This is a genomic window from Streptomyces sp. NPDC085932, from assembly GCF_044540525.1.
GTDB lineage: Bacteria > Actinomycetota > Actinomycetes > Streptomycetales > Streptomycetaceae > Streptomyces > Streptomyces levis.
On the sequence record NZ_JBITSJ010000001.1, the window covers coordinates 1,413,023 to 1,433,525 of the forward strand.

A 20,503-nucleotide genomic window follows, 5' to 3' on the forward strand; every position below is an offset into this window, starting at 1 on the left:
CGCGGCGGTGCTGCCCGGCCCTTCCCGTGGCCGGGCAGCACCGACTCACACCGTCAGCAGGTCGTCCACCGAGCCCCGTCCGGCCAGTTCGGCCGTGGCCACCGGGCCCTCCTTCGCCGCCGCGTAGCGGCCGGTGGTCAGCGCCCACTCGTAGTTGCCGCCGATCCAGTGCTGGATGGCCTCCACGCCCATCCGCACCCGGTCGCGCTCCGCCTCGTCGAGCCGGAGCTCGTCGCACATCCGCGGGACGCGCGCCTGGAGTTCGAGGTACGCGTCGAGGCGGCCGGTCGTCATCCGGTACGCCTCGTCGGTCGCCTCCTGCCAGGAGCAGCCCCGCTCCCGGCGGAGCACGGCGATGAGGTTGTGGCCGTCGCCGCGGCGCTTCTCCCGCTCGAAGGAGTGGATGTCGTTCATGAACCCGATGGTGTCCGCGGCCAGGTCGCGCATCCGCTCCATCACGGGGTGCCCCATCGCCTGCGCCGGCACCTCGAAGCCGCGGCTGCGCTCGCCCGCGTCGATGCTGTGGTGGATGCCGACCGTGCGGCGCCGGAACGCGGTGTACTCGTCGAGCCCCAGGGTGCCTTCCAGCCCTCGCGCGGCCAGGTCGACCTCCTCGCAGTGCGCGACCAGGAAGCGGCCCCACGAGGCGGCGAACCGGGTCTGCCATGTCAGGGACATGCCATGCGAGAGATGCTTCCAGACCTCCGTCCAGGCAAGGGTGATCGGACACGCCACCCGGGGCGGACTGCCGACCGGCCGCAAGGGGGTGACGATGAGCTCCCGCGCGACGTCGGCTATCGGATCGGCACGGTCCGGCCGGCCGGCGGCGAACTGGTCGTCGAAGAGGAAGGCCAGGGAGAACCAGTTCATCAGGACGACCATGTCGTCCGCCGACGCGTACGGGTAGGTGCGGGCGGCGGCCTGGGGCAGGTCCCAGGACCTGTACTCCTCGAACCCCTCCCGGCTGCGGACCAGGCGCATCTCCCACACCCAGCGCAGATGGCGGGCCCGGGCGTACTCCAGATGCTCGCTCACGGGGGTGTCGAAGGGGAGGTCGAACCGGACGTCCTGAGGCATGCGCTTCCTTTCGGGGAACGGACCGCAGAGCCCCCCGCCCCTGCGAGCGGACGGCGGCCCGCACCGCCCGCACACTCCAACTGAGCCTCACGGCACGCAAGTTGAACCGCGAAGCGGTACCAGGATGCCCGTGACAGGAACCGGTCGCTCCGCTGTCCCGCCGTGATCTTGGTTACTGCGGAAAGCGCTTGAGTCACGTACACTCCTCGTCCCTCACCGGCACCGGCTCTCCCGCCCGGCCGCCCGCCCTCCGGAGCGGTACGGCGTCACACTGGACGCGTCCGTACGACGACCGCTCAGGAGGCGCACCGACGATGACGTCCGCACCCGCACGCAGTGCCGATCAGCGCACCAAGGACACCCTGCACCGGCTGGAACACGACGTGGACGCCTGGGTCGCCACCGCCGACGGCGCGTCCGGCACGCCGTACCTGGTCCCGCTGTCGTTCCTGTGGAACGGCTCGTACCTGCTGTTCGCCACGCCCGCGTCGAGTGTCACCGGCCGGAACCTGGCGGCGACGGGCCGGGCGCGCGTGGGCATCGGCCCGACCCGGGACGTCGTCATGGTGGAAGGCGCCGTCGAGACGGTCCAGCCCGCCGACCTGACCGAGGAGGACGCCGAGCTCTTCGCCGCCAAGACCGGCTTCGACCCGCGCCGCCTCGCCACGCCGTACCTCTACTTCCGTGTGGTGCCGCGGCGGGTGCAGGCCTGGCGGGAGGCCGACGAGCTGGAGGGCCGCGAACTCATGCGCGACGGACGGTGGTTGAACACCGACTGAATCGGCCGGTCCGGGATATCCGCAAGGTACGGGGCCGCGGGGCACGACCGCCCCGCGGCCGGATCCTGCGGAGGAGACATGGCACTGGTGAAAGCGGGGGTCCTCGTGCTCGACTGCGCCGAGCCCGAGAAGCTCGCCGTGTTCTACAAGGAACTACTGGAGGCAGAGGAGTCGGACGCGACCGCCAACCGGGTGGAGATCAGGACCGCCGACGGATTCCGGATCGCGCTGCGCCGGGACGTCAACGCCACCCCGCCCAGCTGGCCGCGCCCGGAGAACTCACTCCAGGCCCACCTGGAGTTCGTGGTGGACGACCTCGACGCGGTGGAACGCCGCGTCGTCAGCCTCGGCGGCCGCCCCCTGGAGGCCAAGGACGCCTCGGGCCCCCTGGAGGAGCGCGGCTACGCCGACCCGGCCGGCCACTCCTTCACCCTGCGCCGCACCGCCCCGACGGCACCCAAGCAGGGCTGAACCGACGGGCCGGCCGTCGCCGGCGGCTTCCGGGCCGAGCGCGACGGAGGGCCGGGGGCACGGGACGGCGGGCCTGGACACGGGACCGACGAACGGCCGCGGACACGAAACGGCCCCGCCCGGCGCGCTGCCGGGCGGGGCCGTTCGGCGCCGGTGACGGCCGGGTCAGTCGCGGCCGCCCTTCTCACCGACCGGCCACGTGCCGGTCGAGCGCTCGATCGCCTTGGCGCCCGCGCGGTCCACGGCACTGCGCACCACGGCGAAGATGGCGCCCTGGATCGCGGCGGCCAGCAGCACCTCGCCCCAGCCGCGGTCCTTGTCCAGTGCGTCGGGCGCGTCGTCCTCGTGCCGGATCGCCTTCCACGTCTTGCGGAAGGCGAGCCCGGCCAGCCAGCCGCCGGACCAGCCGAGCACGAAGCCGACCGGCTGGTAGGCGAGGGACATCTTCTTCTTCTTTGCCACGGGGATCTCCTTGATGCCTGAGGGTCGTTCGAACGTGGTCAGGGGGTGTGCGCGGCCGGGATCCGCTCCTCGGCGCGGACCGGCCCGGGCGGGGTGCCGTCGCCGAACGGCCGGCCGCCCAGCTCCTCGCGGTGGTGCGGGGTCAGCCAGCCGGACAGGTCCGGCCCCAGCGGCACGACACCGGTCGGGTTGATGCCCGTGTGCACCTGGTAGTAGTGCCGCTTGATGTGGTCGAAGTCGACGGTGTCGCCGAACCCCGGCGTCTGGTAGAGGTCGCGCGCGTACCCCCACAGCACCCGGTTCTCCGTCAGCTTCCAGCGGTTGCACTTGAAGTGGCCGTGATAGACCGCGTCGAAACGGACCAGTGTGGTGAACAGCCTGATGTCCGCCTCGGTGATCGTGTCGCCGACGAGGTAGCGCTGCCGCTCCAGCCGGGCCGCGAGCAGCTCCAGCCGCCGGAACACGCCCGCGCAGGCGGCCTCGTACTCCTCCTGCCCGGTGGCGAAACCGGCGCGGTACACGCCGTTGTTGACGTCCTCGTAGACGTCCGCCATCACCTCGTCGATCTCGTCGCGCAGCCGCTGCGGGTACAGGTCCGGGGCCCCGTCCCGGTGCAGGGCCGTCCACTCGGTCGCGAGGTCGAGGGTGAGCTGCTGGTAGTCGTTGGTGACGAGCCGTCCGGTCGGGACGTCCACCAGCGCCGGTACGCTCACGCCGCCCGGGTAGTCCGTCTCCCGGCGGTCGTAGGCCTCCCTCAGATAGCGGATGCCGAGGACCGGGTCGCGTCCGTCCTCGTCCAGCGTGAAGCGCCAGCTGCGGTCGTCCTGGATCGGATCGGCGACGGCCAGCGACAGCGCGTCCTCCAGGCCGAGCAGCCGCCGGGAGACCAGCGACCGGCTCGCCCACGGGCAGGCCCGGCTGACGACCAGGCGGTAGCGGCCGGCCTCCACCGGCCAGCCGTCCCGGCCGTCCGCCGTGACCCGGTCCGCGAAGTGCGCCTTGGACCGCCTGAACCTCTTCCTCCCGTAGGCGCTGTTGCCGTCGTCGCCGTCGTCGCGGCTCATGGGGGTGACCTCCTTGCCGTACGTGTTCCCTGGTGAACGCGTTCCCCGTTTTCCGCGGACGGCACGGTGTGAGCACCGCCGACCGGGGCAATCGGCGGAGGTGACTGAACAAGCATCTGATCGGAGGACCCGCGTCACCGTCCTGGTGGCGCTCGCGGCCAACCTGGTGATCGCGGCCGCGAAGGCCGTCGGCGGCCTCGCCGCGGGATCACCCGCCCTGCTGTCGGAGGCGGCCCATTCGGTGGCCGACAGCCTGAACGAGGTGTTCCTGCTCGCGGCCCTGCGCCGCAGCCGTCGCCCCGCCGACCGGCGGCACCCGTTCGGCTACGGCAAGGAGCGGTTCTTCTGGTCGCTCCTCGCGGCGGTCGGGATCTTCGTGATGGGTGGCTGTTTCTCGTTCTTCCAGGGCATCGAGGCCCTGACGAGCGACTCGGAGGAGGACCTCGGCGGCTATGTCGCCGGCCTGATCGTGCTCGGCGTCGCCCTCCTCGCGGAGGGCGGTTCCCTGCTGCGCGCGCTGTACCAGGCGCGACGGCAGGGCGGCGCCGGTGACGGGCTGCGGGACCCGGCCCTGCGGACGGTCGTCGCGGAGGACGGCACCGCGGTGCTCGGCGTCACGCTGGCCATCGTCGGCATGGCGCTGCACATGGCCACCGGGCAGGTGGTGTGGGAGGCGGGCGCGTCGCTCGCCATCGGCACGCTGCTTGTCTACGTCGCCTACCGGCTGGGCCGGGAGGCCCGCGACCAGCTCATCGGTGAGGCGGCCGACCCCGAGGCCAGCGGCCGGATCCGGGCGCTGCTGCGGGCGCAGCCCGAGATCGACAGTGTGGAGGAGCTGTTCACGATGAAGACGGGCCTCGACTCGACCTTGGTGGCAGCCCGGGTCGATCTGGTGCCGGGGCTGGACAGCGAGCGGGTGGAGGAGGTCGCCGTCCGGATCAAGCGCTCCATCGCGAGCACGGTGCCCGAGGCCGACCAGATCTTCCTCGACGTCACGGACCGCCGGCTGGCGCGCGAGGCAGCGGAAAGCCCCGCCGCGACGGGGGAGCGCGGCGGGGCCTGACCCACGCGTGCCCGGCCGGAGCCGGTTCATGCACCCGGGCGGAGACTTTTTCCCGAGCGGTTCGTGACGGCAGCCGGCCCGGGGGCGAGGGAGCGGGGAGCCGAGGGCTCCGGCGACCGGGCCGGGCCTCACGGCGCCGCTCGTTCAGGCCGCCCGCACGCGGGGCGCGACCGGGCCGCGCCCCCCAGGTGAATCCAGCCTCAGGACTCCTCCGCCGGCTCCAGGACGAACACCGGGATCTCCCGGTCCGTCTTCTTCTGGTAGTCGGCGTACGCCGGATACGCCGCCACGGCCCGCTCCCACCACCGGGCCTTCTCCTCGCCCGTGACCTCACGGGCCGTCACGTCCCGCTTGACGGGGCCGTCCTGGAGTTCGGCACGGGGGTCGGCCTTGAGGTTGAAGTACCAGACGGGGTGCTTCGGCGCGCCGCCGAGGGAGGCCACCGCGGCGTAACGCCCCTCGTGCTCCACCCGCATCACCGGCGTCTTGCGCAGCTTCCCGCTCCGGGCACCCCGGGTCGTCAGGACCACCACCGGCATCGAAGTGCCCTGCAGTGTCGTGCCCTGCGTACCGCCGGAGCTCTCGTACAGCTCCACCTGCCGGCGCACCCATCCGGTCGGGCTCGGTTCGTACTCGCCCTCGAGAGGCATGGCATCCGTCCCATCGTCGTCACGTCCACGGCTGACTGGCTGGTGCCTACAACACACCCGCGCCCGGGAATCATCCGGCTGGGGCTGGGGCTGGGGCTGGGGCTGGGGCTGGGGCTGGGGCTGGGGCCCTCACCCCGGGGCCACCGCCATCCGCACGGCCAGCACCGTCATCACCCCGCTCGCCACCAGTGCCGTCACCAGCCGGCCCCGGGGCCCGGTCAGCGCCCGGCCCAGCAGCGCGCCGCCCCCGGCCAGCAGCACCTGCCAGCTCGCGGACGCCGCGAAGGCGGCCAGGACGAACACGGCCTGCTCGAACGGCCCGGCCGGGCCGGAGGCCTGCGCACCGAGCACGAGCGCGGCGAAGTAGATCACCGTCGTCGGGTTGAGCAGCGTGATGCCGAGCAGTCCCCAGAACGCCCGGGCCGGACTCGGGGGAGCGGAGGCCGCACGTGTGGCGAGCCGGTGCCCCCGGTACGCGCGCAGCGCGCCGGCCGCACCCCACAGCGCCAGCCCCAGCAGCACCAGCACGCAGACCCACCGCAACGGCCCGAGCACCGGCCGCAGCGCGCCGGCCAGGGCTGTTCCGCCGAGCGTCGCGGCGAGGGCGTAGAGCCCGTCGGCGGTGGCGACGCCGAGCGCGGCGCAGACCCCGGTACGCAGACAGGTGCGGGCGGTGAGGGAGACGAGGTAGGTGCCGACGGCGCCCACGGGGACGGCGATGCCGTATCCGGCGAGCAGTCCGGCGACGAGCGCGGCGGTCATGACCGCGGCGCTGTCGGTCCTCCCGGGCGGCCGGACCGCTGCTGTCGGCGCGCGGCGGGACCGGCGGCGGACAGCGGCAGGGAGGCGGCGAAGGAAGGCATGGCCGGATCCTGCACCCCGGACGGCACCGCCGACAACCGGATTTCGCTGCCGCGCCGCCCCGCCCGGCCCGGGGACCTGCCACGGCGGCCCCGGAGGCGCCCGGACCCGTCCGCCGTTCGAACGGGACGACGGCATTCCCCGGCCAACTTGCACGTCACCCCCGACATGGCCGAAGTTGACGTCGCCCCTTAGGTGCCTGGGGCATCTAATGAAGATCGGCACGACGCACACTTCGTCTGCGAGGTCTTCATGACGGAAACGACCGCACCCGTCGCCTTCCCCCAGAGCCGGACCTGCCCCTACCACCCGCCCGCCGCCTACGAACCGCTGCGCACCGAGCGCCCCCTGACCCGGATCACCCTCTTCGACGGCCGTGAGGCCTGGCTGGTCACCGGACACGCCGCGGCCCGGGCGCTGCTGGCCGACCCGCGGCTGTCCTCCGACCGCGACCGGCCCGGATTCCCCGCCACCACCGTGCGCTTCACCGGCTTCCGCAACCGCAGGACCGCCCTGCTGGGCGTCGACGACCCCGAGCACCGCGCCCAGCGCCGCATGGTCGTCGGGGACTTCACCCTCAAGCGGGCCGCCGAACTCAGGCCCCGCATCCAGCGGATCGTCGACGAGCGGCTCGACGCGATGATCGCCCAGGGTCCGCCCGCCGACCTGGTCGGCGCCTTCGCGCTGCCCGTCCCGTCCATGGTGATCTGCGCCCTGCTCGGCGTCTCGTACGGCGACCACGACTTCTTCGAGGCACAGTCGCGGCGGCTGCTGCGCGGCCCGGAGGCCGCCGACGTGCTGGACGCCCGGGACCGGCTGGAGACGTACTTCGGGGAGCTGATCGACCGCAAGCGCCGGGACCCCGGCACGGGCCTGCTGGACGACCTCGTCCAACGGCAGCTGCGCGACGGGGAGATCGACCGCGAGGGCCTGATCGCCCTGGCGCTGATCCTGCTGGTCGCCGGCCACGAGACCACCGCCAACATGATCTCCCTCGGCACCTTCACCCTGCTCCGGCACCCCGAGCGGCTCGCCGAACTGCGCGCCGACCCGGGCCTGGTGCCGGCCGCCGTCGAGGAGCTGATGCGGCTGCTGTCGATCGCGGACGGTCTGCTGCGCACGGCCGTCGAGGACATCGAGGTGGCCGGGACGACGATCCGCGCGGGCGACGGCGTCGTCTTCGCGACGTCGGTCATCAACCGCGACGAGACGGTCTACGCCGAGCCGGACACGCTCGACTGGAACCGCCCGGCCCGTCACCACGTCGCGTTCGGCTTCGGCATCCACCAGTGCCTCGGCCAGAACCTGGCCCGCGCGGAACTGGAGATCGCCCTGCGCACCCTCTTCGAGCGGCTGCCCACGCTGCGCCTGGCCGCCCCGGCCGAGGAGATCCCCTTCAAACCGGGCGACACGATCCAGGGAATGCTGGAACTCCCCGTGACCTGGTAGAGGCTTCCGGACATGCACATCGACATCGACAAGGACGTCTGCATCGGCGCGGGCCAGTGCGCGCTGACCGCCCCGGACGTGTTCACCCAGGACGACGACGGCTACAGCACCCTGCTGCCCGGCCGGGAGGACGGCGGCGACAGCCCCCTGCTGCGGGAGGCGGCCCGGGCCTGCCCGGTGAGCGCCATCACCGTCTCGCAGACGGTGGGCTGACGCTCAGGCGGCCCGCAGCAGCAGCCGGGCCGCCTCGCGCGCCTCGCTCGCGGGCTTGGCGCTGCCGGTGATGCCCGCCGTGACCATCGCACCCTCGGCCAGCAGGAACAGCTGCCCGCCCATCGCGGCGGGCAGCCCCGCCTCGGCGGCGAGGGCGTGGAGGTACTCCCTGAAGGCCCGCTTGTGCGCCCGCACCCGCTCCGCCACCGGCGCGGACGTGGCGCCCAGTTCGCCGTAGGCGTTGATCCACGCGCAGCCCCGGAAGCCGGGCTCGTCGAACCACCGGCCCAGCCAGTCGAACACGGCCAGGATCCGCTCCCGCGCCCCCTGCTGCTCCTCGACGTACGCGGCCAGCCGCCCGCGCCAGCGCGCGTCGCGCCGCTCCAGGTAGGCCTCCACCAGGCGCTCCTTCGCGGGGAACAGCTGGTAGAGCCGTTTGAGCGAGACCCCGGACGCGCTGCGCACGTCGTCCATGCCCACGGCCTGCACGCCCCGCCCGTAGAAGAGCTCCTCGGCGGCGTCCAGCGCCCGCTCCCGGGCCACCGAACTGTCCATGTACGACCACTCCTTGACGCGAGAACCAGCGTTCTCCTACCGTAGCAGCCCAGCGGAGAACGCACGTTCTCCATCTGTTCCTCCGGGAGGATCCATGACCGAGCGACCGCCCCTGCCGCCCTTCACCCGCGAGACGGCGGCACAGAAGGTGCAGGCCGCCGAGGACGCCTGGAACACCCGCGATCCCCGGCGGGTCGCCCTCGCCTACTCCGAGGACTCCGTCTGGCGCAACCGCGACACCTTCCTCACCGGCCGCGCCGAGATCGTCGCGTTCCTCACCGGCAAATGGGCGCGCGAGCGGGAGTACGCCCTGCGCAAGGACCTGTGGGCCTTCGACGGCAACCGCATCGCCGTCCGCTTCCAGTACGAGTCGCGCGACGCCGACGGACAGTGGTGGCGCTCCTACGGCAACGAGCTGTGGGAGTTCGACGAGCACGGCCTGATGACCCGGCGCGAGGCGAGCATCGACGACGTGCCGATCGAGGAGACCGACCGCCGCATCCACGGCCCGCGGCCGGACGACGAGCGGGGACGCACCCTCCCACTGCGCTGACAACCCTCCCGGCCGCGCCGACACCCTTCCCGTGCCCGCACCCTTCCCGCTGCGCCGGCACCTTTCCCTTCCCTGCACCCCTCCCGCTGCGCCGACGCCCGCCCGCTCCGACGGCACCTTCTCGCTCTTCGGCGGCCCTCCGCTCGTCGGCGCCTTCCCGCCGTGGGGTCCCGTGCGGTCACTAGGGTTGCGGGGATGACCGCACAGACCACCCGCAAGCCCTTCCTCTACGTCGTCGTCTGCGCCGCCGGCATCGCCGCCGAGGTCGGCGAGCTCATCGCCGCCGCGCAGGAGCGGGACTGGGAGGTCGGGGTCGTCGCGACACCGGTCGCCATGAACGGCTTCTTCGACACCGCCGCCGTCGAGGCCCGCACCGGCCGCCCGATCCGGTCCGCCTGGCGCACCCCGGGCGAGCCGCGCCCGTTCCCCGCACCCGACGCCGTCGTCGTCGCCCCCGCCACCTTCAACACCGTCAACAAGTGGGCGGCGGGCATCGCCGACACCCTCGCGCTCGGCACCCTCTGCGAGGCCGCGGGGCTCGGGGTGCCGATCGCCGTCCTGCCGTGCGTGGCCGACGCGCTCGCAGCCCACCCCGCCTACCGGGCCGCCCTGGAGCGGCTGGGCGGAATGGGCGTGCGCTTCGGCGAGCCGTACTCCGGAGAGCCGCAACCGGACGGCAGGCGGCCGGAGTTCGCCTGGAAGCGGGCACTGGACCTGCTCGAACGCGGCTGAGGTCAGGTGCAGCCGACGGTCGGGCCCTCCACCATGCCGCCGGTGTACAGCGCCTGCCCGCGCGGCATCCAGTAGCCCAGCTTCGAGACCACCGTCGAGCAGGCGGACGCCAGCCGTACCGTCACCCGCACGGTGGCCGGACGCCCCGGCTGCAGATCGGTGAGCGCACAGTCGACCGAGAACCCCAGCCGGTCGCGCGACGGAGCCCGGCCGACGAGCGGATTGACGCACCGCGCGTCCGACGTGCTGATCCGCACCCCGGTGCGCTCCTCGCCGATCAGCCCGAACCGCGCGCTGCCGTCGCCCTGTTCGCTGTCCCGGTACACCCGGTAGGTCAGCGCGGTCGTGGTGCCGGGGCGCAGCGTGTGCCGGTCGACCTCGACACGGTGCGTGGGCTGCTGCTTCGGCGCGGTCAGGGTGAGCGTGGCCCGCACCGTGCCGCGCAGGTCCACCCCGGACGGAGTGGACCGCACGTGCACCGAGGCGGTGACCTCGTAGGTGCCGGGGCCGGGGTACGGCTGGGAACCGGGCAGTGTCCCGGAGGCCACGGTCACGCCGTCGCGCCGCGCCGTCCAGCTGCCCGAGGTCAGACACGCGTACCGGACGGACGTCCCGGGCCGGCGGCAGGAGGCGGGGGCCGAGAGGGCCGTCATCGGGGTGCCGCTGCCCGCGCACAACTGGACCACGGCCCGCTCGCCGCCCGGGCCCCGCAGCACACCCGCGGGCGCGCACAGTGTCGCCGGACCTTCGGCCGCAGGCGCCCCGGTCGTCGCCGACTCGGTCACCGGTGCGCCGGCCGCTGCCGACTCGGCCCGGACGTCGTCGGCCGGCGGTGGGACCGGCCGGCTCCAGGCCGTGGAGACGAGCGCGGCGCAGACCGCCGCCGCCCCGGTCAGGATCCTGAGTGTCCTCCGTCGTGCCGCCACGTGTCCTCCCGCACCCGACCGACCGGCCGGGCACCGGTCACCTGCGCCGAGGATGCGCCGCGGGACGGACCGCCCCGCCGCTCCCACGCCGGTCGGTCCCCTGAGGGCAGCAACCGGCGGCCGGCCGCCGGACGGCCCCGCCTTCGAGCGCACACCAGCACGTACGGTGGCGCTGACAATCCACCCGATGGCAGGAGCAGCGACGATGCAGTACGTGAAGCTCGGTTCGACGGGCCTGGACGTGTCTCGGATCTGTCTGGGATGCATGACCTACGGCCTGCCCGACCGCGGCACGCACGAGTGGACCCTCGACGAGGAGGCCTCCCGCCCGCTGATCCGGCAGGCGGTCGAGGCGGGCATCACCTTCTTCGACACGGCCAACGTCTACTCCGACGGCACCAGCGAGGAGATCGTCGGCCGCGCCCTGCGCGACTTCGCCCGCCGCGACGAGATCGTCCTGGCGACGAAGGTGAACAACCGGATGCGCCCCGGACCGAACGGCGGAGGCCTGTCCCGCAAGGCGATCATGACCGAGCTGGACCGGAGCCTCGCCCGCCTGGGCACGGACTACGTCGACCTCTACCAGATCCACCGCTTCGACCCGCACACCCCGGTCGAGGAGACGATGGAGGCGCTGCACGACGTCGTCAAGGCGGGCAAGGTCCGTTACCTCGGGGCCAGTTCGATGTACGCCTGGCAGTTCTCCAAGATGCAGTACACCGCGCGGCTGAACGGCTGGACCCGTTTCGTCTCGATGCAGAACCACTACAACCTGCTCTACCGCGAGGAGGAGCGCGAGATGCTGCCCCTCTGCGCCGACCAGGGCGTGGGGGTCCTGCCGTGGAGCCCGCTCGCCCGCGGCCGCCTCACCCGCGACTGGGACACCACGACCGGCCGCAGCGCCACCGACACCTTCGGCAGCACCCTCTACCGGGACGGTGACCGCGCGATCGTCGAGGCCGTCACACGCATCGCCGAGGCCCGCGGCGTCCCGCGCGCCCGCGTCGCCCTGGCCTGGCTCCTCCACCAGGACACGGTGACGGCCCCGATCGTCGGCGCGTCCGAGCCGCACCACCTCACGGACGCGGTCGCGGCGGTGGAGTTGGGGCTCGACGGCAAGGAACGAGAAGAGCTGGAACGCCCCTACGCCCCGCACGCCGTCGCCGGTCACTGAGACCGCGCGTGACTAGTGGGGCCCCTGCGGCGCGAACTCCGTGCCGCAGGGCCCCGCGCCCTCGCTCTCCGGCAGCACCACCCGCGCCCCGTCCATCGCCAGGGTCCGGTAGAACGCCCCGATCCGCTCGGCCGACCGCCCCACGTAGTGACCGATGAACGACCGCCGGAACCGGTCGGCCGAGCGGTTGGGCTGCGAGCCGTGCACCAGACTGCCGTTGAAGAACAGCACGTCCCCCGGCCGCATGTCGACGGGCACGGCCGCCAGCCCGGGCGGCGGCGGGACGTACTCCCGCGCGAAGGACACGTCGGAGTCGGCGAGCTCCGGGCAGAACAGGTCCATGCGGTGCGTGCCCGGCACGACCTCGAGACCGCCGTTCTCCCGGTCGATCACGTCGCAGGCCACCCACGCCGCCACGCACGTGCCCGGCTCGACCCGCAGGTAGAAGTTGTCCTGGTGCAGCGCCTGCCCGCGGGCGCCCGGCGGCTTGAAGTAGAACATGCTCTGCGCAGCCAGCACCTCCTCACCGAGCAGCGTCTCCAGCACCGTCCGCAGCCGGGCGTCGAGCAGGACCTCGCGCGCGTGCTCGCTGATCTCGTGCGGATGCATCACGCGCGGCCACACGTGCAGCGGATCCGCGTCCGGCCCGGCGGCGCGCGGCTGGAAGTGCCCGGGCACACCTCCCGCCTCGCGCAGCGCCGCCAACTCCCCGCACAGCCGGTCGGTCTCCTCGGCCCCGAAGAGACCGCGGACCACCGTGAAGCCGTCCTCCTCGAAGCCCTCCCGGTGTCGCCGGAGCCCGGCGTGGTCCAGGATGGGAGCGCCGGTGGCGCCGTTGCCCGTGACTGCCATGAACGCACTCCTCGATCGGTGTCCCCCGGTCCTCACGCTAGGCCGCCGCGTCGCCCAGGAGGATGCCCGTGCGTGCTGACGGATTGCCCGGCACTGCTGCGCGGGAAGACGCCGGCGATCCGGCGCCGCCCCCCGGCCTGGTCGTGCTCGGCCACTACGACCAGCCCTCCGGATACACCGTCAACCGGCCCCAGGGGTCCCCGAGCTGGCTCGTCACCTGGACCACGGGAGGGCGGGGACGGCTGTGGCAGGGCGCCGCGCGGACTCCGGCCGGCCCGGGCGACCTCGTCGTGCTCGCGCCGGGCGCCCCGCACGGCTACGCGGTCGGGCCGGGTGCCCGGCACTGGCGGTTCTGGTGGGCGCACTGCCAGGCCCGCCCGGCCTGGACCGCGTGGCTGCGGCCGTACGGCACCGGCGACGGGATGTACACGGTCTTGTCGGTCCCCGCCGCACTGCACGGCCGGGTCGCGGCGGTCTTCCGGCGCATGCACGCCGACGCCCGCTGGACCGGGACCGGCGCACCGCCCGGCCCCGGCCCCGCCGGTTCCCCGGACGGTCAGGTCGCCGTCGCGCACGGCAGCGCCGCCCGCGAACTCGCCCTGTGCGCCCTGGAGGAGATCGTCCTGCTCGTCACCGCCGCCGCCCGGCCCACGGTCACGCGACCGGGTCTGGACGCCCGCGTCCGCCGCGCCGAGGAACTGATCACCGCCGATCCGGGCGCCCCGCACACCGTCCGCTCGCTCGCCGAGGACGTCGCCCTGTCACCGTCCCGCTTCGCCCACCTGTTCAGCACACAGCTCGGCCAGTCGCCGATGCGGGCCCTGCGCGAGGCCCGGCTGCGGCACGCGGCCCGGCTGCTGGAGAACACCGACCTGCCCGTGGAACGCGTCGCCGCGGCCTCCGGCTTCGCCAGCCCCTTCCACTTCAACCGGGTCTTCCGGGAGCGCTACGGGATACCGCCCGGCGCCTACCGGACCCGCCACTGAATCCGGGAACAGAGCCGAAATCCCTTTTGCTCGGCCGGTTGACATTCTGTCAAAAGGCGGCGGCCGCGCACGCAATGCACGAAACGGCTGGTTCTCTTGTTCCCTGTCGCTGACCTGTGCAAAGGTGTGCCGTGCAGGCGTGCGGACAACGCGCCATTCTTGGTATGCGCGCGGCCGACGTGCCGGCATACCCCTTGGTCCGGACTTTTATTCCGCATGTCCTCGAGAGGAATGCAGTCGTGAATGACGCAGGCCCGTCGAATTCTCCGGCCCCGGCCCGCGGGTTCGGAGCGACGGACGAGCAGCTGAGTGCCGAGCTCAGGAAGTGGACGGGGGCGACCCCGGCCCTGCACCCCGTCGGCGAGCTGCTGGACCGCCATTGGGAGGCGGGCTTCGCCTACGCCCGGCTGTGCACCGACGGCCCGCGCGCCGCCGGCATCCTCACCACCGCCGCGTTCACCCGGCTGTTCGGGGAGACGCTGCGCCGGAACGGCCCGACCTCCGCCTGGCGCCCGCACCTGCTGGTGACCGTACGGCGCATCGCGGCCGAATGGGCCGGTGACCACCGGCGCGACATGCTCCACCCCGACCTGCGGGCCGAGGACGGTCAGCGGCCCGCCGCCCGGCTGCTGCCCCCGCCGCACCGGCGTCTGCTGTCCGGGGCCTTCCCCCGGCTGCCCCAGTCCGCCCGCTGTCTGCTCTGGCACGTCGAGGTCGAGGCGGAACCGCCGGCCGCCCCGGCGAGGCTGCTCGGCCTGGACGAGGACGGCGCCCGCGTCGAACTGGAGCGGGCCCGGGACCGGCTGCGCGAGGAGTGCCTCCAACTGCACCGCGAACTCGCCCCCGACGAGGAGTGCCGGCGCTACCTCCGCCTGCTGGACGTGACGTACCGGCGGGGCGGTCACGCCATCGACCCGGATCTACGCGCGCATATCGGCAGCTGCGGGCACTGCGGCGCCGCCGCCGACCAGCTCGGCCACTTCGACCGCGGCCTGGGCACCGCCCTGGCCGAGGCGGTGCTCGGCTGGGGCGGGCGGCAGTACGCCGAGGGCCGCCCCGCCGGGAGCGCGGAGGCCTGGCCGGACAGCGGCATGCCCGCCGGCGCGACGGCCCAGGGGAGGGCCGTCGAGGCGGCCCAGGAGCTGTTCGGGACCCCGTCCGCACCGCCGCGTGCGGTCACGCCCGGTCCGGCGGGCCCTGCCCGGGAGGCCTTCCCGGACCCGGTCACCCTCGCCGGCGCGATCGGGGAGTCGTTCACCGACTCCGGCGCGACCGGAGACGGCACCTCGTCACCGGCGGCAGCCCGGAGCGGCGCCCAGGAGCAGGACCCGGACCCGGTCCTGACCCCCGCACATGCCGTGGCGCCGTCGTCCGACGACGCCACCCCCGGCCCGCGTGGCGCGGCATCGCGTGCCGCCGGATCACGCTCGGCGGGATCACGTGCCGCGGGATCACGTGCCGCGGGATCCCGTGTCGCCGCCCGCCGATCGGCCCACAAGGCGGCCCGCCGTGCCGCCCGGCGCCGCCACCTCGCCGCCGGCGTCCTGACCGTCAGCGGCCTCGTCGTCGTGCCCTTGGTGCTGTGGTCCCTCGCGAACTCCGGGGACGGCGGCCCGCCGGGCACCGGGCGCGGTGCCGAGGAGGCACCCGGTCCGGACACGGGCGAGCGGACCCGCGACCCGTCCTGGGCCGGATCCGGCGACGCCGCGAAGGGCGCCCTGCGCGGCCGGCTGCACAACGTCGGCTCCGACCGGTGCGTCGGCCTCGACGGCGGGAAGGCCGTAGAGGGCGCGGAGGCCGAACTCGCCCCGTGCTCCGCGGACTCCGGTCAGCAGTGGACGTACGAGACCGACGGCCTGCTGCGCAACGGGGCCGCTCCCGAGCTGTGCCTGGACTCGCGTCTCGGCTACTCCGTGCGGCTGGCCCCCTGCACGGGCGCCTCCCGGCCGGACCCCAGGAACGTCCGCTACGACTTCACCCTCCAGGGCGCCCTGGTGCCCCGCTGGGACCAGGACCTCGCTCTGGCCCCGGCGGCGACGGACGGTTCCGGTTCCCTGGTCCTCAAGGCCCGCGCCGATCAGGACGTGCAGCGCTGGGTGATCGACACCGCCAAGGCCGACCTGCGGATGGCGGCCGTCACCTGGGACGCCGCTCTGCCGTCCCCCCGGCCCACGCCCCCACCCGCCCCGGCACCGGCTCCGTCCGGAACGGCCACGCCCGCGCCGGCCCCCACCACCTCCGAGCCCGCCCCGAGCAGCCCGGCCCCCAGCGAACCGCCCTGCCACCGCTACGGGCACTACTGCGACGAGGACGGCGGGTACGGCTCTCCGGAGTACGGCTACCCCGGCTACGGATACGGCGGCTACGGATACGGCGGATACGGCCACGGCGGCCGTGGCGGGGGCGACGCCCGCTGAGGCGAGGGCGGATCCGCCGCCTCAGCCCTCCAGCCCTCCAGCCCTTCAGACCCCCAGGACGCGCAGGGACAGCCACAGCGCCACCACGGCCGGTACCAGCGCCGCCGGTACCGCCAGGAGCCCGAGCCGGGTGAACTCACCGAGCCCGACCCGGTGCCCGTGCTGCTGCACGATCCGCCGCCACAGCAGGGTCGCCAGCGACCCGGCGTAGGTCAGATTGGGGCCGATGTTCACGCCGAGCAGCACCGCCAGCACGGCACCGGGGCCGGACCCCGCGCTCAGCGGCAGCAGCACGAGCACCGCGGGCAGGTTGTTGATGAGGTTCGCCAGCACCGCGGCCAGGGCGGCCAGGCCCAGCAGGGCGAGCAGACCGTCACCGCCGGGCAGCACCCGCTGGAGGGCGTCGGCCAGCCCGTGGTCCACGACCGCGCGCACGACGACCCCGAGCGCGAGCACGAACGCCAGGAAGGCCGGTGCCGCGGAGCGCACCACCGTCAGCGGGGTGGCCCGCCGACGCAGCAGGGCCCGCCCGGCCAGCACCAGCGCCCCGGCCAGGGCGGCCCACGCCGGTGACACGCCCACGGCGGAGGCCACCACGAACCCGGCCAGCGTGCAGCCGACCGTGACGAGCGCGAACAGCGGCAGCGGCTCGGGCGGTCCGGCGTCGTCGTCGGGGGAGGGGAGCGGGGCGCTCAGCTCCTCGTCGAAGAACCGCCGGAACACCAGGTACTCGGCCGCGATCGCGACCAGCCAGGGCAGGGCCATCAGCGCCGCGAACCGCGTGAAGCTCAGTCCGCTCGCCGTGAAGGCCAGCAGATTGGTGAGGTTGGAGACCGGCAGCAGCAGCGAGGCGGTGTTCGACAGGTGGGCGCAGGCGTACAGGTGCGGACGGGCCCGCACGCCCATCCGCCCGGCGGTGGCGAGCACGACCGGGGTGAGCAGGACGACCGTGGCGTCCAGGCTGAGCACGGCCGTGATGAGCGAGGCCAGGACGAACACCGCCGTCAGCAGCCGGGTGGGGCGCCCGGCGGACCTGCGGGCCATCCACGCCCCGCAGGCGGTGAAGAGACCTTCGACGTCGCAGAAGTGGGCCAGCACCAGCACGGCGGCGAGGAAGCCGACCACGGGGCCGAGCCGCTGGATCTCCTCCCAGGCGTGGGCGGGCGAGATGATCCCGACGGCGACCGCGAGTGCCGCCGCCGGCACCGCCAGCACGGCTTCGGGCAGCCCTTTCGGGCGGGCCACGGCCCACAGGAGCACGGCGGCCAGCAGCGTCACGGACAGGACTTCGGCGAGCGGGGTGTGCAGGGGAGTCCTCCGGGACGCGAACAGATGGTGCCCGCCGAGGGAACCAGGTGAAGGTAAGAGAGCCGTAATGAACGCGACGGCGTCGCGGGAGCGGTCCCGTCCGGCCGGGCGCCGGCCCGGGGCCGGTCAGATGTCGTCGAGCAGCGCCAGCTCCGCCCAGATCGTCTTGCCCTCGGTGGTGTGCCTGCTGCCCCAGCGCTGGGTGAGCTGCGCCACCAGGAGCAGGCCCCGGCCGCCCTCGTCCCAGGTCTTGGCCCGCCGCAGGTGCGGCGCCGTGTGGTTGGTGTCGGAGACCTCGCAGATCAGCGTGGACGCGTCGTGGATGAGCCGGAGCCGGATGGGCGGGGCGCCGTAGCGGATGGCGTTGGTGACCAGCTCGCTGACCACCAGCTCGGCCGTGAACGTGGCCTCCAGCAGCTCCCAGCGTTCCAGCTGGTCGACGACCTGCTTGCGGATGGGGGCGACCAGCGCCGGGTCGGCGGGGATGTCCCAGGTCGCCACCTGGGAGGAGGGCAGGCCGCGGGTGCGGGCCAGCAGCAGGGCCACGTCGTCGGCGGAGCCGCCCGGCGGGAGCAGGGCGTGCAGCACGCGGTCGCAGGTCTCGTCCAGGGAGTCGGAGGGTGCCGACAGGGCCTCGCGGAGCATCCGCTGGTTCGCGTCGACGTCCCGCTCGCGGCTGGCGAGCAGTCCGTCCGTGTGGAACGCCAGGACGCTGCCTTCGCGCAGGTCCACCTCGGCGCACTCGAAGGGCAGCCCGCCGACGCCGAGCGGCGGCCCGGAGGGCAGGTCGAGCTGCCGGGCCGGACCGTCCGGCGGGACCAGCAGGGGCTGCGGGTGCCCGGCCCGGGCCAGGGTGCAGCGCCGGGAGACCGGGTCGTAGACCGCGTACAGGCAGGTCGCACCCACCTCGCCGGTGCCCGCGTCGCCGCCGCCGGACTCCTGGGAGAGCCGGACGACCAGGTCGTCGAGGTGGGTGAGCAGCTCGTCGGGGGCCAGGTCGATGTCGGCGAGGGTGCGGACGGCCGTGCGCAGCCGGCCCATGGTGGCCGAGGCCTGGATGCCGTGGCCGACGACGTCCCCGACGACCATGGCGACCCGCATCCCGGACAGCGGGATGACGTCGAACCAGTCGCCGCCCACGCCTGAGCGGGTGGCGGGCAGATAGCGGGAGGCCGCCTCCACGGCCGCCGTGCGGGGCAGGGTCCGCGGCAGCAGGCTGCGCTGGAGGGTGAGGGTGGTCTCGCGCTCGCGGGAGTAGCGGCGGGCGTTGTCGATGCAGACGGCGGCGCGGGCCGTGACCTCCTCGGCGAGCAGCACGTCGTCGTCGGTGAAGGCCTCCGGACGCCGGAAGCGGGTGAAGACGGCGACACCGAGCGTGGTGCCCCGGGCCTGCAGCGGGACGGACATCGTGGAGTGGATGCCGTACTCGCGGACCCGGCGGAAGCGGACCGGGTCCCAGGCGAGCCACCGCTCCAGGTCGGCGGAGGAGCCGGTGGCCACGACGGTGTGGCCCGCGACCAGGGAGGCGGCCTGCGGGGAGTGCTCCGGGTAGACGTCCACCTGGCCCGGTTTGGCGACGGCCTCCGGGTTGCCCGGATTGACCGACCGGTGGGCCGCCCGGCGCAGGCCGACCGGCGGCACCGGCGTTCCGGAGGGCTCACCGCCCTGCCCCGGGTCGAGCAGGTCGACGCTGACGAAGTCGGCGAGCGCCGGGACGCACACGTCCGCCAGCTCCTGGGCCGTACGGGTCACGTCGAGGGTGGTGCCGATGCGCACGCTCGCCTCGTTGACCAGCTGCAACCGCTCCCGGGACCGGTACTGGTCGGAGAAGTCGTGGGCGGTCACGCACACGCCCCGCACCCGTCCCGCTTCGTCGGTGAGCGGGGCCATCCGGGCCAGCCAGGCGTGCGGCCCCCGGTCCTCGCCGGTGGCCTTCATGTACGTCTGCATGTCCTGCCGCCGGCCCGTTGCCAGCACCCGGCGCAGGTGCTCCTCCAGGTCGCTGTTCTGCTGCCGGCTGCCGATGTCGGTGGGCCGCAGTCCCCGCACCCGGCCGGCCGGCAGCCCGAGCAGGTCCGCCATGGCGTCGTTGACGCCGTGCAGCCGCAACTCCTCGTCGAAGATCATCGTGGCGCAGGGCGACTGGGTGAGGGCCGCCCGCAGCAGCGGGTCGTCCGGGTCGTCCCGGTCCGGCATCGCGGGCGGGGCGACGGCGAGCCAGTCGGTCGTCTGCGGACCGTCGGGGGGCCGGCGGTGGGCGAGCACCCACACGGACACCGTGCGGCCGTCGCGGTGGCGCAGGCTGAGCGTGCCGCTCCAGCGGGCGTCGACGGGCGTGGGCGGCGGTTGCGCCCCGTCGGCCAGCAGCCCCGCGGCCGGGCGGCCCACGACCTCGTCGGCCGTGTGCCCCAGCAGGCGGCGGGCGCCCTCGCTCCACTGCGTGAGCGTGCCGTCGGCGGCGATGACGGCACGGGCAGCCACGCCATCGTCGAACGGCTCGTCCGGGCTCATCGTCGCCACTCCATACGGACACTCACAGTAAACAGGGAGGTCACTTGAGTTCCAGACTAGTCCGTAGACGCCCGGCGTGGACGGGTAACCCCCATGCGGCCCGGTCCCGCGCGGTGGAGCCGTGATCCGGCCGGCGTGACGGCGGGAGGGGAAGCGTCTCCCGCATCCGCGGCGGTGCCATGTGACACCTCGACAGAACGCGCCGGCCGCGATCAGTTGAGCGGGCCTCCGCGTCCTGGGGGGAGAGCCGTCGTGCCGGTCGCGCGCGGGCCGGTCCGGGCCGGGCCGGACGGTCCCGTGCGGTCAGTCCTGTCCGCACCGTTGACGGCGCGTCACATCTGCCACAACCATGGCCTGCGTCCGCATCTGGGAGCGCTCCCATGCCGAGCGCCCACCCGCA

General features: G+C 74.0%; 20 protein-coding genes. 10 read left to right on the forward strand and 10 right to left on the reverse strand.

All coding sequences use genetic code 11. The features are described from left to right. Nucleotides 1-45: 45 nt before the first annotated feature. Nucleotides 46-1,077, reverse strand: coding sequence for a 7-epi-alpha-eudesmol synthase (locus ACIGAQ_RS05910; RefSeq protein ID WP_399779432.1), 1,032 nt, complete (start codon nt 1,075-1,077; stop codon nt 46-48). Nucleotides 1,078-1,391: 314 nt separating this feature from the next. On the opposite strand from ACIGAQ_RS05910, the gene ACIGAQ_RS05915 reads away from it, so the two are divergent. After that, the gene (locus tag ACIGAQ_RS05915) at nt 1,392-1,856 is read left to right on the forward strand and encodes a pyridoxamine 5'-phosphate oxidase family protein (protein WP_311684689.1); all 465 of its coding nucleotides are present in this window, start codon (nt 1,392-1,394) and stop codon (nt 1,854-1,856) included. 78 nt (nt 1,857-1,934) lie between these two features. Next, the gene (locus ACIGAQ_RS05920) at nt 1,935-2,327 is read left to right on the forward strand and encodes a VOC family protein (RefSeq protein WP_362282569.1); all 393 of its coding nucleotides are present in this window, start codon (nt 1,935-1,937) and stop codon (nt 2,325-2,327) included. A 165-nt stretch (nt 2,328-2,492) separates the two neighbouring features. Here ACIGAQ_RS05920 and ACIGAQ_RS05925 read toward each other — a convergent pair whose 3' ends face one another. Together ACIGAQ_RS05925 and ACIGAQ_RS05930 are read right to left on the reverse strand one after the other, a co-directional pair. After that, on the reverse strand, nt 2,493-2,789 hold the full coding sequence (locus ACIGAQ_RS05925; protein ID WP_311684693.1) for a DUF4235 domain-containing protein: 297 nt from the start codon (nt 2,787-2,789) through the stop codon (nt 2,493-2,495). 38 nt (nt 2,790-2,827) lie between these two features. Further along, nucleotides 2,828-3,853 carry a glutathione S-transferase family protein gene (locus tag ACIGAQ_RS05930; protein WP_399779435.1) on the reverse strand — a complete coding sequence of 342 codons (1,026 nt, stop codon included), beginning with the start codon at nt 3,851-3,853 and terminating at the stop codon, nt 2,828-2,830. Here ACIGAQ_RS05930 and ACIGAQ_RS05935 point away from each other — a divergent pair. Continuing rightward, nucleotides 3,852-4,916 (forward strand): cation diffusion facilitator family transporter, encoded by a 1,065-nt coding sequence (locus ACIGAQ_RS05935; RefSeq protein ID WP_311684697.1) that lies wholly within the window; start codon nt 3,852-3,854, stop codon nt 4,914-4,916. The two genes, ACIGAQ_RS05930 and ACIGAQ_RS05935, sit on opposite strands and share 2 nt — an antisense overlap. 200 nt (nt 4,917-5,116) lie before the next feature. On the opposite strand, the gene ACIGAQ_RS05940 is transcribed toward ACIGAQ_RS05935, so the two are convergent. After that, the gene (locus ACIGAQ_RS05940; protein ID WP_362282562.1) at nt 5,117-5,566 is read right to left on the reverse strand and encodes a nitroreductase family deazaflavin-dependent oxidoreductase; all 450 of its coding nucleotides are present in this window, start codon (nt 5,564-5,566) and stop codon (nt 5,117-5,119) included. Between the two features lie 129 nt (nt 5,567-5,695). After that, nucleotides 5,696-6,328: a LysE family transporter gene (locus ACIGAQ_RS05945; protein WP_311684700.1), complete on the reverse strand. Its 633-nt coding sequence runs from the start codon at nt 6,326-6,328 to the stop codon at nt 5,696-5,698. Between the two features lie 351 nt (nt 6,329-6,679). Between ACIGAQ_RS05945 and ACIGAQ_RS05950 the strand changes: the two genes are divergently transcribed. After that, nucleotides 6,680-7,876 (forward strand): cytochrome P450, encoded by a 1,197-nt coding sequence (locus ACIGAQ_RS05950; RefSeq protein ID WP_399779438.1) that lies wholly within the window; start codon nt 6,680-6,682, stop codon nt 7,874-7,876. A 12-nt stretch (nt 7,877-7,888) separates the two neighbouring features. Beyond that, a complete protein-coding gene (locus tag ACIGAQ_RS05955; protein ID WP_362282556.1) occupies nt 7,889-8,089 on the forward strand; it encodes a ferredoxin in 201 nt (66 codons plus the stop codon). A gap of 3 nt (nt 8,090-8,092) precedes the next feature. Here ACIGAQ_RS05955 and ACIGAQ_RS05960 read toward each other — a convergent pair whose 3' ends face one another. Continuing rightward, nucleotides 8,093-8,644, reverse strand: a complete 552-nt coding sequence (locus ACIGAQ_RS05960) for a TetR/AcrR family transcriptional regulator (RefSeq protein ID WP_399779440.1) — start codon at nt 8,642-8,644, stop codon at nt 8,093-8,095. 94 nt (nt 8,645-8,738) lie between these two features. On the opposite strand from ACIGAQ_RS05960, the gene ACIGAQ_RS05965 reads away from it, so the two are divergent. Both ACIGAQ_RS05965 and ACIGAQ_RS05970 read left to right on the forward strand, forming a co-directional pair. After that, on the forward strand, nt 8,739-9,197 hold the full coding sequence (locus ACIGAQ_RS05965; protein WP_399779442.1) for a DUF1348 family protein: 459 nt from the start codon (nt 8,739-8,741) through the stop codon (nt 9,195-9,197). A gap of 195 nt (nt 9,198-9,392) precedes the next feature. Continuing rightward, on the forward strand, nt 9,393-9,929 hold the full coding sequence (locus ACIGAQ_RS05970; RefSeq protein ID WP_399779444.1) for a flavoprotein: 537 nt from the start codon (nt 9,393-9,395) through the stop codon (nt 9,927-9,929). Nucleotides 9,930-9,931: 2 nt separating this feature from the next. Here the strand turns inward: ACIGAQ_RS05970 and ACIGAQ_RS05975 are convergent, their stop codons facing one another. Beyond that, nucleotides 9,932-10,855, reverse strand: a complete 924-nt coding sequence (locus ACIGAQ_RS05975; RefSeq protein ID WP_399779446.1) for a hypothetical protein — start codon at nt 10,853-10,855, stop codon at nt 9,932-9,934. 205 nt (nt 10,856-11,060) lie between these two features. On the opposite strand from ACIGAQ_RS05975, the gene ACIGAQ_RS05980 reads away from it, so the two are divergent. Then, on the forward strand, nt 11,061-12,029 hold the full coding sequence (locus ACIGAQ_RS05980; RefSeq protein WP_399780691.1) for an aldo/keto reductase: 969 nt from the start codon (nt 11,061-11,063) through the stop codon (nt 12,027-12,029). A gap of 12 nt (nt 12,030-12,041) precedes the next feature. Here the strand turns inward: ACIGAQ_RS05980 and ACIGAQ_RS05985 are convergent, their stop codons facing one another. Then, nucleotides 12,042-12,881: a phytanoyl-CoA dioxygenase family protein gene (locus ACIGAQ_RS05985; protein ID WP_399779448.1), complete on the reverse strand. Its 840-nt coding sequence runs from the start codon at nt 12,879-12,881 to the stop codon at nt 12,042-12,044. Between the two features lie 62 nt (nt 12,882-12,943). Between ACIGAQ_RS05985 and ACIGAQ_RS05990 the strand changes: the two genes are divergently transcribed. Continuing rightward, entirely contained in the window at nt 12,944-13,867 is a 924-nt protein-coding gene (locus ACIGAQ_RS05990; protein WP_399779449.1) for a helix-turn-helix domain-containing protein, read from the forward strand. A 239-nt stretch (nt 13,868-14,106) separates the two neighbouring features. Beyond that, complete coding sequence (locus ACIGAQ_RS05995; protein WP_399779451.1) at nt 14,107-16,284, forward strand: ricin-type beta-trefoil lectin domain protein; 2,178 nt, start codon at nt 14,107-14,109, stop codon at nt 16,282-16,284. 45 nt (nt 16,285-16,329) lie between these two features. On the opposite strand, the gene ACIGAQ_RS06000 is transcribed toward ACIGAQ_RS05995, so the two are convergent. Continuing rightward, complete coding sequence (locus ACIGAQ_RS06000; RefSeq protein ID WP_362282707.1) at nt 16,330-17,592, reverse strand: SLC13 family permease; 1,263 nt, start codon at nt 17,590-17,592, stop codon at nt 16,330-16,332. A gap of 126 nt (nt 17,593-17,718) precedes the next feature. Then, complete coding sequence (locus ACIGAQ_RS06005; RefSeq protein ID WP_399779453.1) at nt 17,719-20,103, reverse strand: SpoIIE family protein phosphatase; 2,385 nt, start codon at nt 20,101-20,103, stop codon at nt 17,719-17,721. Between the last annotated feature and the right edge of the window lie 400 nt (nt 20,104-20,503).